The following is a 13,332-nucleotide window of genomic DNA, read 5'->3' on the forward strand; positions in this document are numbered from 1 at the left end:
AAGGGATCCATGCCGTACCGTCGCATTGCCCTGAGAATTCAGTACCTCGGCAGCAGGTTCTATGGCTGGCAGCGCCAGGCAGCCCGCCGTACCGTGCAAGGGGTGCTGGAGGAGGCGATTGCGTCGCGGGCGGGGCATCCGGTAACCCTCTATGGGGCCGGTCGCACCGATACGGGGGTTCATGCTGCAGGCCAGGTGGCCCACTTCGACACCACCTCCGGTATCCCTGCGGCGGAGTGGTCGAGGGTGCTGAACGACTGTCTGCCGGAAGATGTGGTAGTGCTGGCTTCTGCTCAAGTGCCTGACTCCTGGCACGCCCGCTTTTCGGCTCGCTGGCGCCGTTACCGCTACCTGATCCTGAACCGGGAGCGACCGGATGTGTTCTGGCGCCTCTTTAGCTGGCAAGTGCGTTGGCCTCTGCAGGTGGAGCCGATGGCGGAAGCCCTGAATTCCCTGCTGGGGGAGCACAGCTTGGAAGCCTTCCGGCGGCGGGGATCGGATCGGCCCCACTCGCGGGTACAGGTGCAGGAGGTGCTCTGCCAGCGGCTGGGGGACTTGATCAGCATCGAGGTGCAGGCCAGCGGCTTCCTCTACCGGATGATGCGGCTCTTGGTGGGATCCCTAGAGGTGGTGGGCCGGGGCCAGCTCAGCCCGGCACAGTTTGTCCACCTGTGGCAACACAACGACTGGAGCCAGATGCGCACCCGCTACAGCGCTCCTCCGCAAGGGCTGTGCCTGACGGATGTGGGCTATGCTGCGGATCCCTTCGGTCAACAGTTCGCCCACTCGCCGCCCTTTTGGGCCTTGCCCACAGAGCCTCCCTCCGCCCTCCGGTCGCCGGCTGCGTTGGCCCATTCCTGCGGTTGATCTGGGCGATCTCCAAGCTTGTCCTGATATGTTTCCTTGGCTGCCATGAACAAAACTCCCCTTCCCAACCCCGAGACTCTGGCGCCCCGCTGGTATCTGGTGGATGCTGCCAATCAGCGCCTGGGCCGCTTGGCCGCCGCTGTGGCCACCCTCTTGCGGGGTAAGCATAAACCGGACTTCACCCCTCACCTGGATACGGGGGACTATGTAATTGTGATCAACGCTGAGAAAGTGGTGGTCACTGGCAAAAAGCGCACCCAAAAGCTCTACCGCCGCCACTCTGGCCGTCCTGGCGGCATGAAAGTGGAAACCTTTGCCCAACTGCAGGCGCGCCTGCCGGAGCGGGTGGTGGAAAAAGCGGTCAAGGGAATGTTGCCCCACACCCGTTTGGGCCGGCGGCAATTCACCAAGCTGAAAGTTTATGTCGGGCCAAACCACCCTCATGAGGCCCAGCAGCCCCAAGTTTATCCCCTCAACACGATCCCAGGAGCCAAAGCATGACTCAAGCGAGCAGCCAACGAGCCGTTTATTGGGGAACGGGACGCCGCAAAACCGCCGTTGCCCGCGTGCGTTTGGTGCCCGGCACGGGCAAAATCATCATCAACGACAGGCCGGGAGACCAGTATCTGCAGTATCAAGAAGCCCTTCTGGCCAGTGTGAAGGGGCCGCTGGAGATCCTTGGTCTGGAAAACTCCTACGATATCCTAGTGCGAGCCCATGGCGGCGGCGTTCACGGCCAGGCGGATGCGATCAAGCTGGGGGTGGCGCGCGCCCTCTGCGAGGTGGATCCGGCCAATCGCGGCCCTTTGAAAGTCGAGGGTTATCTGAAACGGGATCCGCGCGCCGTGGAGCGGAAGAAATACGGCCTGCGCAAGGCCCGCAAGGCTCCCCAGTACTCGAAGCGCTAGGGATCCCTGCCGTTGTTTTTAGAGGAAGATGTTGATAGACAAGGGTATAGAAACAGGCCCAGAGGAGGAAAGGGTTATGCCCAAGAAAGGATTGCACCCGCAGTGGTATCCAGAAGCCAAAGTCATCTGCAACGGCGAAGTGGTGATGACGGTGGGATCCACCAAGCCGGAGCTCAAGGTGGATGTTTGGTCGGGCAACCATCCCTTTTTCACTGGCAGCCAGAAGATCATCGACAGCGAAGGCCGGGTGGAGAAGTTCATGCGCAAATACGGCATGAGCGGTGGCAAAAAGGCCAAGTAACCGAGTTTGCTGGATCTTCCCGGACTTGTAGACAAGCCTTCCCCCTCCAAAGCGATGGGCACTGTTTCGCTGTTGCTATGCAACGCTAATGTGAACGTGGCCTCAACCCCGCCAGAGGCGGGACAGGTGGTGCAGAGCGCTTTTCCCCACTACTACTGGATCCATGGCTTCTGCTCAACTGATCGATCAGCTTAAAAACGTCGAAGCCACCTTTCAGGAGCTGACGGTGCGTTTGGCAGATCCCGACGTGGCCACCGATCCGGCTGAGCTGCAGCGGATTGCCAAGGCCCGCTCCTCCTTGGAGGCGACTGTCCAAGCCTTTCACGACTGGCAAAAGCTGAATCGTGAGCTGAGGCAGACGGAAGAGCTCTTGCGGGAATCGGCCTCTGACCCAGAGCTGGAGGCGATGGCGAGAGCAGAACTGGAGCAACTGCGGGCCCGCCAGGAGCAATTGGAAGAGAAGCTTACCCTGCTGCTGCTGCCCCGGGATCCCAACGACGAGAAAAACATCATGTTGGAGATTCGCGCCGGCACGGGGGGAGAGGAGGCCGCTTTGTGGGCGGCAGATTTGGCCCGCATGTACACCCGCTACGCCGAAAAGCTGGGCTGGTCGGTGCGTCTGGCCAGCCTCTCGGAGGGGGATATGGGGGGCTACAAAGAAGCCATCCTGGAAATTCGCGGCGATCAGGTGTACAGCAAGCTCAAGTTTGAAGCCGGCGTGCATCGGGTGCAGCGGGTGCCTGTTACAGAAGCGCAGGGGCGTGTCCACACCTCGACGGCAACGGTGGCGGTGATGCCGGAAGTGGACGAGGTGGAGGTAGTGATCGACCCCAAAGACATCGAAATCAAAACGGCGCGCTCCGGGGGAGCAGGCGGCCAGAACGTCAACAAGGTGGAGACGGCGGTGGATCTCCTCCACAAGCCCACCGGGATCCGGGTGTTTTGTACCGAGGAGCGTTCCCAGCTGCAGAACCGCCAGCGGGCCATGCAGATTTTGCGGGCCAAACTCTACGAGATGAAGCTGCAGGAGCAACAGGCCTCCATTAGCTCTGCTCGGCGCATGCAGGTGGGAACGGGATCCCGCTCGGAAAAAATTCGCACCTACAACTACAAGGACAACCGCGTTACCGACCACCGCCTCAACCAGAATTTCCCTCTGCAGCCCATCTTGGATGGGGAGCTGGACGACTTGATCCAGGCTTGTATTGGCCTTTACCAAAAAGAGCTGTTGGCGGAGCTATCCTAGGCCAAGCTGAGTTACCGCCAGCGGATGGGATCCCTTCTCGAGGACCTTTCCTCTGCCGAGCTAGCGGTAGAATAAACACCCACGTCGAGTGCCTAAACCCCCATGCTGGCCGAATACCGCCAACACGCCGCTGCCCGCGAGGCCCAAGGGATCCCGCCGCTGCCCTTAAACGCTGCCCAGACCAGCCAGGTGTGCGAGCTCCTGAAGGCCCCGCCTGCTGGCGAAGAAGCCTTTTTGTTGCACCTCTTAACAGAGCGCGTCCCGCCGGGGGTCGATGAAGCCGCCTATGTGAAAGCGGGCTTTTTGGCCGCTGTGGCCAAGGAGGAGGTTGAATCCCCGTTGATCACTCCCCTGCGGGCGGTGGAGCTCTTGGGCACCATGCTGGGGGGCTACAACGTCCAGGTTTTGCTGGATCTGTTGCGGGATCCCCGGAGTGAGATTGCAGCGGCAGCAGCCCGCGCCCTCAGCCACACGCTGCTGATCTTCGATGCCTTTCACGATGTGCTGGAGCTGAGCCAATCCGGCAATGCCTATGCCCAGCAGGTGCTCCGGTCTTGGGCCAAGGGCGAATGGTTTACCGCCAAAGCTCCCCTGGCCGCAGCCATCACCGTGACGGTGTTCAAAGTTGCCGGCGAGATCAACACCGATGACCTTTCCCCCGCCGCCCACGCCACCACCCGCCCGGATATCCCCCTCCACGCCCAAGCCATGCTGGAGTCCCGCGCTCCGGGATCCCTGGCCGCCATTGCCGAGCTGAAGCGCCGTGGCCATCCGGTCGCCTTTGTGGGGGATGTGGTAGGCACGGGATCCTCCCGCAAATCCGCCCTCAACTCGCTGCTCTGGCACATCGGCCACGACATTCCCCATGTGCCCAACAAGCGGGCTGGGGGGGTGATCCTGGGGGGCACCATTGCGCCCATCTTCTTCAACACCGCCGAAGATGCCGGGGCCTTGCCCATCCAGTGCGATGTCTCCCGCCTGGAAACCGGCATGGTGGTTACCATTTGCCCCTACGAAGGCGTGATCCGCTCTGAGGCCGGCCAGGTTCTCTCCACCTTTTCCCTGCGGCCCGTGACCCTCCCCGACGAAGTGCGGGCGGGGGGACGTATTCCCCTGTTGATTGGCCGTGCCCTCACCGACAAAACCCGCCAAGCCTTGGGTTTGCCTCCCTCGACCTTGTTTATCCGCCCCACTCCACCGGCAGACACCGGCAAAGGCTATACCCTAGCGCAAAAAATCGTGGGCAAAGCCTGTGGGCTGCCAGGCGTGCGCCCGGGCACCAGTTGTGAGCCCCTCATTACCACGGTGGGATCCCAGGACACCACCGGCCCCATGACCCGCGATGAGCTGAAGGAGCTGGCCTGTCTGGGCTTCAACGCCGACCTAGTGCTGCAGAGCTTCTGCCACACCGCCGCCTATCCCAAGCCGGTGGACATCCAGATCCACAAAGAGCTGCCCGACTTTTTCGCTTCCCGCGGGGGCGTTGTCCTGCGTCCCGGCGATGGCATTATCCACTCCTGGCTGAATCGCATGTTGCTGCCCGACACCGTGGGCACAGGGGGCGACTCCCACACCCGCTTCCCCTTGGGGATCTCCTTCCCGGCAGGATCCGGTCTGGTGGCCTTTGCCGCCGCCATGGGGGTGATGCCCTTGGACATGCCGGAGTCGGTGCTGGTGCGCTTTACAGGTGAATTGCAGCCGGGGATCACCCTGCGGGACATTGTCCATGCCATCCCCTACGTGGCCATTCAGAGGGGCCTGTTGACCGTTGAGAAAAAAGGCAAGAAAAACGTCTTTGCCGGGCGCATCATGGAGATCGAGGGCCTGCCGGATCTGAAGGTGGAGCAAGCTTTTGAGTTTACCGATGCCTCGGCAGAGCGCAACTGTGCCGGCTGTACCATCAAGCTGAGCATCGAGACGGTCTCAGAATATCTGCGCTCCAACGTGGTGCTGCTGAAGAACATGATCGCCCGCGGCTATCAGGATGCGAGAACCTTGCTGCGGCGCATCGCCAAAATGGAAGCATGGCTGGCCAACCCCACCCTCCTGGAGGCGGATGCCGACGCCGAATACGCCGAAGTCATCGAAATTGACCTCAGCACCATCACCGAGCCAATTGTCTGTGCCCCCAACGATCCCGACAAGGTGATGACCCTGAGCGAAGTCCATGCCCAACACGCCGCCGGCAACCCCGATACGCCGATCAAGATTGACGAAGTTTTCATCGGCTCCTGCATGACCAACATCGGCCACTACCGCGCCGCCGCCAAAATCCTGGAAGGCCAAGGGCGGGCCAAGGTGCGCCAATTCTGGATCTGTCCGCCCACCCGCATGGATGAGGCACAACTGCGCTCGGAAGGCGTATACGGCATCTTTGCTGCCGCCGGGGCCAGAACAGAAATGCCGGGATGCAGCCTGTGTATGGGCAACCAAGCCCGCGTGGAAGACGGGGCCACCGTCATGTCCACCTCCACCCGCAACTTCAACAACCGCATGGGCAAAGACGCGCGGGTTTATCTGGGATCCGCCGAGCTGGCCGCCGCCTGCGCTCTCTTGGGCCGGATCCCGACCCCTGAGGAATATCGAGAGATCGTCTCCACCAAGATCCAGCCCTTTGCCGGCGAGCTGTACCGCTACCTCAACTTCCACGAGATCCCTGGCTTTGAGGACGAAGGACGGGTCATCCCGCGGCAGCACGTGGAGGAGCTGTCCAGGAGCCGTTCTTGAGCGAGAATAGGGGCTAGCTGCCCTGATAGCATGGCAGGGATCGCCCCATTGCCCTGGAGAAAGCTCAATGGCCCTGAATCCAAAGAGGATCCGCCGCATCCACCGCACCCTTGCCCCCATCCTGGCCTTGCCTTTGGTGGTAACGGTGCTAACGGGATCCCTGTATCAAATTGCCCGCCTTAACGAAAACTTCGACTACTACTGGCTGATCCAAATCCACAAAGGGCAGTGGGGCCCCCTCGATCTGCAAGCGGTTTACCCCTTCTTAAACGGACTGGGGCTGCTGGTGATGGTGGCCACCGGTCTCAGTATGTGGTTACCCACAAAACCCCATCGCCGCCCCAAACATACGGAGTCCTAGAGGGTTTTGGATAGATAAACCTGTAGGGTAAACACCTAAGAAACATTCCAGAAAACCCTACATTTCCCGGAACGGATTTGACTACACTAGAAGCATAGAGGTTTTGCTTGCACCTCTAAAGTTGAGCCCCAAAAGCTAAGCTCCAAACTCGAACTGGAAGTCAAAAAAGCAAAGTAATAGAGGAGGATGCTCTATGGCTCTTGTCCGCTGGGATCCATTTCGTGAAATTGACGAAATTCAACGGGAAATGAACCGGATGTTCGACCGGCTGATCCCTCGCACCACCGAGGCCGACGGCTTTGCCTTCATGCCGGCAGTGGAGATGCACGATGATCCCGAAACCATTACCCTGAAGCTGGAGCTGCCCGGCTTGAACCTCAACGACTTGGATATCCAAGCGACAGCCGAAGCGGTCTCCATTACCGGGGAACGGCGATTTGAGAAGCGCTCTGAAGACAAAGGGGTAACCCGGACTGAATTCCGTTATGGGCGCTTCCAACGGGTGATCCCACTGCCGAGCCGGATCAAACACGATCAGGTGAAAGCCGAATACAAAGATGGGATCCTCACCCTCACCTTGCCGAAGGCCGACTCTGAAAAAGCCCAAGTGGTTAAAGTGAGCGTTGTCTCCTGATGGGCGTAGCTGAAGCTGCTCTGAGGTTAGGCAATTTTCCATGAGGAAAAAAGATCCCATAGGGGTAGGCTCATCGCCTACCCTTTTTTAGTCCTTTTTTGCGTTTTGGTTTTTCAGCTTGCGCTCATTTCAAGCAGGAATAAATCGGGTTCGCTGCAGGGATCCCCAGCCTTCCCTAGCGAACTTAAACCGAACCCCATTTGACTTTTGCCCGCCGCTTTGGATAGGGTTTGAGTGCGCAACGGAGCCAAGGTTGAGAGCATGGCCAGCGTTACCTACGAACACGTTACCAAGCGCTACAGAGACACCACCGCCGTCCATGACCTGAACATCACCGTCGAAGACGGGGAATTTCTCGTCTTTGTCGGCCCCTCCGGCTGCGGCAAAACCACCTCCCTGCGCATGCTGGCCGGCTTGGAAGAAGTGAGCGCCGGCTCCATCTACATTGGCGATCGACGGGTGAACGATGTCCCCCCCAAGGATCGGGATATCGCCATGGTCTTCCAATCCTATGCCCTCTACCCCCACATGACCGTGGCCGAGAACATGGCCTTTGGCCTCAAGCTGCGCGGCCTGCCACGGGCGGAGATCGAAAGCCGGGTTAGGGGGGTGGCCAAGCGCCTTGGGATCGAACACCTGCTCAACCGCAAGCCCAAGGAACTTTCGGGTGGGCAACGGCAGCGGGTTGCCGTCGGGCGGGCCATCGTGCGCAATCCGGCGGTGTTTTTGATGGATGAGCCCCTCTCCAACTTGGATGCCAAGCTGCGGGTACAGGCGCGGGCCGAGATTAGCAAGTTGCACATGCAACTGGGCACCACCTTTATCTACGTTACCCACGACCAGGTGGAGGCCATGACCATGGGCAACCGCATCGCCGTCATGAAGGATGGCCGCCTGCAGCAGGTGGATACCCCCCACACCCTCTACACCCGCCCGGCCAACCTGTTTGTGGCCGGGTTCATCGGCAGCCCCGCCATGAATTTCTTCCAGGCCAAGCTGCGGGAGCAGGAGGGCACCCTCTGGATCGATACCGGCGCCTTCCGCGTGGCCATCCCGCCCCACCAGGCAGAGCCCTATTGGCAATACGTCGGCAAGTCGGTCATCTTCGGCATCCGCCCGGAAAACATCCACGATCCCCACTACCAACCCCCAGGGATCCAACCTGCCCCGGTGCGGGCTAAGGTCTCCGTCACCGAGCTGATCGGCCATGAAGTGATCCTCCATCTCAGCACCAGCGACCGAGAAGGGATCCTGGCCGAGCAGGAGTTTATGGCCCGCGTGGATCCCCGTACCCAGCTTCGGGTTAACCAGTGGGCAGAAGTGGTCTTCGACATGGATCGCTTCCACCTGTTCGATCCCGAAACCGAGCAGCGCCTAGGTTAAACCCTGGAATCGCTTTAGAATCCTAATCAGTCCTACAGAGGCAGGGATCCCTATGCCGGAGCAATCGACGTCCCGCTTGGTTCAGGCGCAGTTTGACGAATTTCCCTACCCGAATGTCCCGATTGAGCAGACGGTTACGGATAACTTCGCGCTTTTTGCCAACAGCCTCACCACCGCTTACTATCGCCGCAACCGCAAGGTGGTCAAACCCGAGGGCAAAGTGATGCTCAACGCCGGCTGTGGCTCCGGCTGGGAAACCCTTGTGCTGGCCACGGCCAATCCGGGTGCCACCTTCGTCGGGGTGGACATCTCGGCAGAATCCCTGAAAATGGCCCGGCAGCGCTTTGAGTTTCACCAGATTCCAGACGTGCGCTTCGAGGTGATGGACATCACCGACCTGCAAGCCTTGGGGGAGCAATTCGATTTCATCGCCTGCAACGACGTGCTCTACCTGCTGGACGATCCGGTGGCGGGGCTGAAAGGCATGCGCCAAGTCCTCAAACCGGACGGCATCATCCGCACCAATGTCCACAGCCTTTACCAGCGCCAGTTTATTTTCAACATGCAGGATGCCATGGAGCTGCTGGGGGTGATGGATGAGCCGGCTGCCAAAGCCGTTCCCATCCTCAGGGAGCTGATGGATGCCCTCCACGAGGGCAGCTTCGTCAAAAGCCACTGGCAGGGGGATGCCATCAAAACCACCAATGGGATCCTGGCCAACTTCCTGCTGCGCAGCGACAAAGGCTTTACCGTACCTCAGGTCTTTGAGATGCTCCGCCAGGCCGGGCTGGAGTTCATCAGTATGGTCAATTGGCAGCAGTGGAAGCTGGAGCGGGTCCTCACCAAGCCCGTTCCCTACGCCCTGCGGCAAATCAAAAAGCTCAGCCAGGAGGAGCTGCTGCACTTCATCGAGTTAATCTTTCCTAACCTGACCCGCCTGATCGACTTCTGGTGTGGCCACCCCACCGGGGCGACTTCTCCTCAACCCTTCAGCAGCGAGGAATGGAGAAATGGCTTGGTACAGGCGCATCCTCTGCTGCTGAGGCTCAACGCCAAGGCTGCCTTTGAGAATGCCATCCGCGACAATGGCCCGGTCAATATCAACGGCTGGCCCGGCTCCGAGGGCAACATCACCATCGATCCCTTCTCGGTGCGCTGGTTGATCGATGTTTTTGGAGAAGAGCCTGTTCCTGTACAGGCCCTGGCGGCCAAGGCGCTAGATCTCATGGATTGGACCCCCGAAGAGGCCTTTAACCAAGTGGTGGCCAATCTCAAGTTCCTGGAAGAGCGGCTGGTGGTGCTGTTGCACTCGCCCCTGCGTTAACAGGACTTGCTCCCTCAGGAGCTGTCCCACCTAAGGCTGGGATCCGGATCCCTCTGAGTCTGCTTTTGAGTCTGCTTTGAGTACCCTGATTTGCTCGGCCCGAATGGCTGCTGGGATCCCCCCTTCCGCATCGACGTTGACGGCGAACCGAACGGTGCCTTCCATTTCCACCACATCTCCCGGGAGCAGATCCAGCCAGCTGGCAGAGCGGCCAAGGCGGGTCACTTGAACATCCTCAGCAGGAACCACCGAGACCCACGTGCCCGCGTAGCGATCCAAGCTGGGGCTGACTTTTTCCAAGTTGACCCCAATCCAGCCCTCCTTGCGGTTGAGCAGCCGCACCGTCCCAGTTAGTTGGAAAGGCTGTGCTTCTTCCGCTAACTTGATTGGCTCGTAGAGAACCTCTGTATTTAAAGGCTGCAGCCGAGCCAACTCCACCCGCCACCCTTGAGCCTGGCGATAGAGGGTAACCTCCATAACTGCGCGCAGCCGACCCTCCGGCAAAGGCTCGTAGAAGCCCAACTGAGAGCGAAAAGGGCGAAACCGGGGATCCTCCCGATCCGGCTCTGTTAAAAATCGTTGCAGCTCCTCGGCAGTGAACTGGAAACGCAAAGTTGGCACCACCGCTTCTGGCTTCAGGATTGCCTCCACCCGGAAAATGGCCGTATTGCCCACCGCTTGAATGGGGGTGAGGGTAAACTCCTCCGCTGAGGGCCACGATTGATCCAAGGCCCCCGGAGGGATCCCTTTTAGCAGCCGCGGAGTGAGCAGGGCTTCTGCGGTGGCAAAATCGCGGGCATTGGCCGCCTGGACAAACTCCCGCAGCGTTTCTTCAGCCGTTTTGGCCTGCCAACAGCCCCCCAGAGGCAGCAAAGCCAGCACCAGGAAAAACCACGCTCTCACATCCACACCCTCCCCAATCTCCCTGCAGGTAACAGTCCTAGGGGTTCTCGGTTGGAGATGCAGAATTTTCACCGGGATCCGCTGCTTCTGTCTCTTCTGGGTTTTCCGACTGGGATCCCGAAGCAGCAGGTGGCTTATCCGGCTGCCACACTTCAATTCGCCAGCCGCGATCTTGCTGGTAGAGGGTGATCTTGACGCGGGAGGTTACCGTCTCTCCCTCCAGGCGCAGACCCACCAACTGAGGGGCCAACTGCTGATAGGTCGGATCCGCCAGATCCGGCTGGGTCAAATACTTGCGCAACGTCAAGGGATCCAGCCCCAGGCGCTGGGCCGCATCCTCCAGCGAGTCGGTGCCCTCCACCCAGACATAGGCCGTCTTCCCGGTCACCTCTTGGTTGCGCACCTGCACGTTCTCCCCCACCGTGCCCCAAATCGAAGGCAGGGATCCCGGCCGGAGGGCATTGCTGAAGCGCTCCGTCAGGTAGCTGTCTGCCGTGCCCCAGTCCCCCTTCTCGGTGGCTGCGATAAACGTTTTCACCACCTGGTCAGGAGCTTGCACAGGAGCTGCCTGTGTGCAGGCGATTACACTGCCCAAGGTAAAGATGAGAGCATAGGTACTGATGTATCGCGACATGAGTGTAACCTCGCAAAATGCACTGCCTCAGGGCAAGTTCGACAGATGTTAGCTGAGAAGGCAAAGGCGAATTATACAGCTTGAGCTCTGAGATGCGGCTGAAGAGATACCCAACCTGCCAAAACCTGGCCAGACAACTCCACAGACAACGGGCAGACAAGGGAGCCTCCAACTTTGCGCAGTGCTTCCTACACAATACTTAACCTAGACTTACCCAAGCTGACTCTCTAACGGGATCCTACAGGATGAAAACTATGATAGCATTTAGTGGTCCTCGGAAAGACTGTGGCTGCGGTTCCCTCATGTTGGTGAGAGTGGTGAGTTTATATGTTCAAAGATGATACTCATTCGGAATAGTTCCGGCACAGTTCTTATGTAATGAAGATTTCCCCAGACATAGGTTTTGGATCAAGAAAAATTTGAGCCTGCTCAGCAATGATTAAGGTGATTAGATGGCGAAGTCAAGAGCTCTTACCGGTACCTATTTTAGGTGGTCTAATCCTGTCCAGACTCTGAGTTAAATCTAGGTATAGAGAATGGTAGCTACATCTTTCGAAACAGGCTCAACCTGGAACACCCTTGGGATTAATCAAATTCGCATAGCGGCGACAGCTCCCACGTCCAAGGAAAGAAGAAATGCTTGGTCAGTAGCGCTTTACTACTGGAACCAAGGCGCTGACGTTGAACCAAATCATCTGCCTTGCTTATTAAATAGACTCCATTCGCTTTGGGTTCTAGGGGTCTCTTTCACTGTTATGGAAGAAGCAGTAAAGCTTCTGAACCAGCTAGAGCTAGACCCAGAGAAGTGGAGAGATATTCCCCCTCCCAACACAGAAGGTTACGAACTAGCATGGCGGATTGATTCTCCCTACTTTCAGCTAGAAGACGATTTTGGTCTGGCTCTTCCGTCTGTAGATCAGTACCTGTACTACCTAGCTCGTTGGATAGCTGAAAGGATAGCATTATGCTACCAACCTCAGGCGATGCCCTTCTGGCGCATTGCCGCAGCCATTTACCCAAAGGATTTACAAGCCCAAGCAGTCGTAGGTCTTGGATTATCCAGAGGTTTGCAGGTCGAAGGTATACATTACCTGAGGCAAAATCAAGCCCAAGCAACCACAAAAGCCATTAGAAAGTGGACTGAGGCTTGCTTTCAAGTATCTGTGAGTTTCTTTCGAGGAAAAACGGATAATCCAAAGCTATCAAGTCAAAAGAACTCAATAGAAGTTATTGATGTGCCATATGAAAACCACATCATGAGTCTGGAAGGCAGTCTGGATTCGGTCGTTACCCATTGTCATTTGGCCCAAGGAAGATGGTTTGAGGCGGAGATTGACTTTGTCAAGTCTTACCTAAAACCGGGAATGACATTTATAGATGTGGGGGCAAACGTAGGTTCATACACTCTTGTTGCGGCTCAGGCAGTAGGTTCTGAAGGAAAGGTAGTTGCATTTGAGCCGACTCAGGCTTGTGTGGAAATACTGAAACACAATGCAAACATGAATCAGCTACCACAAGTTACAGTAATCCCTTGTGCGCTGGATAGTGAGTCAGGAAAGGCATACTTCCTAGAAAGTGATAATAGCGCGTGTAATCGAGTAGTAAAAAGTCTAGTTGGAATAACTCATCCTGTAAAAACCGTTCAAAAAGTTACACTAGACGAATGGTGGCGCTCTCTGGAATGCCCCTCAGTTGATATGATCAAGGTGGATGTTTTTACCGACTCCTTTGACGTTATACGAGGTGGCCGAGAACTCATAAAGAGTTGTAGCCCCATCATTCAAGTAGAGGCAAAAGGTGATTTAGGATCTGCATCACGAGAAGTTTCTTCTTACTTATCAGAGCTAGGATATACTTTCTTTGCATATAACCCCGCTTTGAATGAGTTATCAATGGCTCGCAAACAAGCTCGCAACCTCTCGACTGTAAACTTAGTGGCGGTGCCGGAAGCTCGCTACGTGAACCTTAAGAGAGAGGGTATCTTAGAAGAAGGCTCATTCCCCTCCAAAGAGCTTGATCCAAGCCTGTCTTCTTTACTTTGATC

At 57.8% G+C, this 13,332-nt stretch carries 13 protein-coding genes; 11 read left to right on the forward strand and 2 right to left on the reverse strand.

Annotated features, from left to right (window positions below; translation table 11 throughout):
• The first annotated feature begins 9 nt into the window (after window positions 1-9).
• From truA to ACVWY9_RS00915, 10 genes are all read left to right on the forward strand, one after another.
• Window positions 10-867, forward strand: coding sequence for a tRNA pseudouridine(38-40) synthase TruA (gene truA, locus ACVWY9_RS00870; protein WP_414331177.1), 858 nt, complete (start codon window positions 10-12; stop codon window positions 865-867).
• Window positions 868-912: 45 nt separating this feature from the next.
• Entirely contained in the window at window positions 913-1,368 is a 456-nt protein-coding gene (gene rplM / locus ACVWY9_RS00875; protein ID WP_011433193.1) for a 50S ribosomal protein L13, read from the forward strand.
• Complete coding sequence (gene rpsI, locus ACVWY9_RS00880) at window positions 1,365-1,775, forward strand: 30S ribosomal protein S9 (protein ID WP_011433194.1); 411 nt, start codon at window positions 1,365-1,367, stop codon at window positions 1,773-1,775. Before rplM ends, rpsI begins: the two co-directional genes overlap by 4 nt.
• Window positions 1,776-1,851: 76 nt before the next feature.
• Complete coding sequence (gene rpmE, locus ACVWY9_RS00885) at window positions 1,852-2,076, forward strand: 50S ribosomal protein L31 (protein WP_011433195.1); 225 nt, start codon at window positions 1,852-1,854, stop codon at window positions 2,074-2,076.
• Between the two features lie 163 nt (window positions 2,077-2,239).
• Window positions 2,240-3,322, forward strand: coding sequence for a peptide chain release factor 1 (prfA, locus tag ACVWY9_RS00890; protein WP_457387225.1), 1,083 nt, complete (start codon window positions 2,240-2,242; stop codon window positions 3,320-3,322).
• A gap of 102 nt (window positions 3,323-3,424) precedes the next feature.
• A complete protein-coding gene (acnB, locus tag ACVWY9_RS00895) occupies window positions 3,425-6,049 on the forward strand; it encodes a bifunctional aconitate hydratase 2/2-methylisocitrate dehydratase (protein WP_457387226.1) in 2,625 nt (874 codons plus the stop codon).
• A gap of 67 nt (window positions 6,050-6,116) precedes the next feature.
• Entirely contained in the window at window positions 6,117-6,410 is a 294-nt protein-coding gene (locus ACVWY9_RS00900) for a PepSY domain-containing protein (protein ID WP_414355795.1), read from the forward strand.
• A 193-nt stretch (window positions 6,411-6,603) separates the two neighbouring features.
• Window positions 6,604-7,044 (forward strand): Hsp20/alpha crystallin family protein, encoded by a 441-nt coding sequence (locus ACVWY9_RS00905; protein WP_457387227.1) that lies wholly within the window; start codon window positions 6,604-6,606, stop codon window positions 7,042-7,044.
• Window positions 7,045-7,305: 261 nt separating this feature from the next.
• Window positions 7,306-8,427, forward strand: a complete 1,122-nt coding sequence (locus tag ACVWY9_RS00910; protein WP_457387228.1) for an ABC transporter ATP-binding protein — start codon at window positions 7,306-7,308, stop codon at window positions 8,425-8,427.
• 52 nt (window positions 8,428-8,479) lie between these two features.
• Window positions 8,480-9,751, forward strand: coding sequence for a class I SAM-dependent methyltransferase (locus ACVWY9_RS00915; RefSeq protein ID WP_457387229.1), 1,272 nt, complete (start codon window positions 8,480-8,482; stop codon window positions 9,749-9,751).
• 30 nt (window positions 9,752-9,781) lie between these two features.
• On the opposite strand, the gene ACVWY9_RS00920 is transcribed toward ACVWY9_RS00915, so the two are convergent.
• Both ACVWY9_RS00920 and ACVWY9_RS00925 read right to left on the reverse strand, forming a co-directional pair.
• Window positions 9,782-10,660, reverse strand: a complete 879-nt coding sequence (locus ACVWY9_RS00920) for a hypothetical protein (RefSeq protein WP_457387230.1) — start codon at window positions 10,658-10,660, stop codon at window positions 9,782-9,784.
• A 31-nt stretch (window positions 10,661-10,691) separates the two neighbouring features.
• Complete coding sequence (locus tag ACVWY9_RS00925) at window positions 10,692-11,288, reverse strand: hypothetical protein (RefSeq protein ID WP_457387231.1); 597 nt, start codon at window positions 11,286-11,288, stop codon at window positions 10,692-10,694.
• Window positions 11,289-11,824: 536 nt separating this feature from the next.
• Between ACVWY9_RS00925 and ACVWY9_RS00930 the strand changes: the two genes are divergently transcribed.
• Complete coding sequence (locus tag ACVWY9_RS00930) at window positions 11,825-13,330, forward strand: FkbM family methyltransferase (RefSeq protein WP_457387232.1); 1,506 nt, start codon at window positions 11,825-11,827, stop codon at window positions 13,328-13,330.
• Window positions 13,331-13,332 lie beyond the last annotated feature (2 nt).

Source organism: Thermostichus sp. OS-CIW-31, from assembly GCF_054060305.1.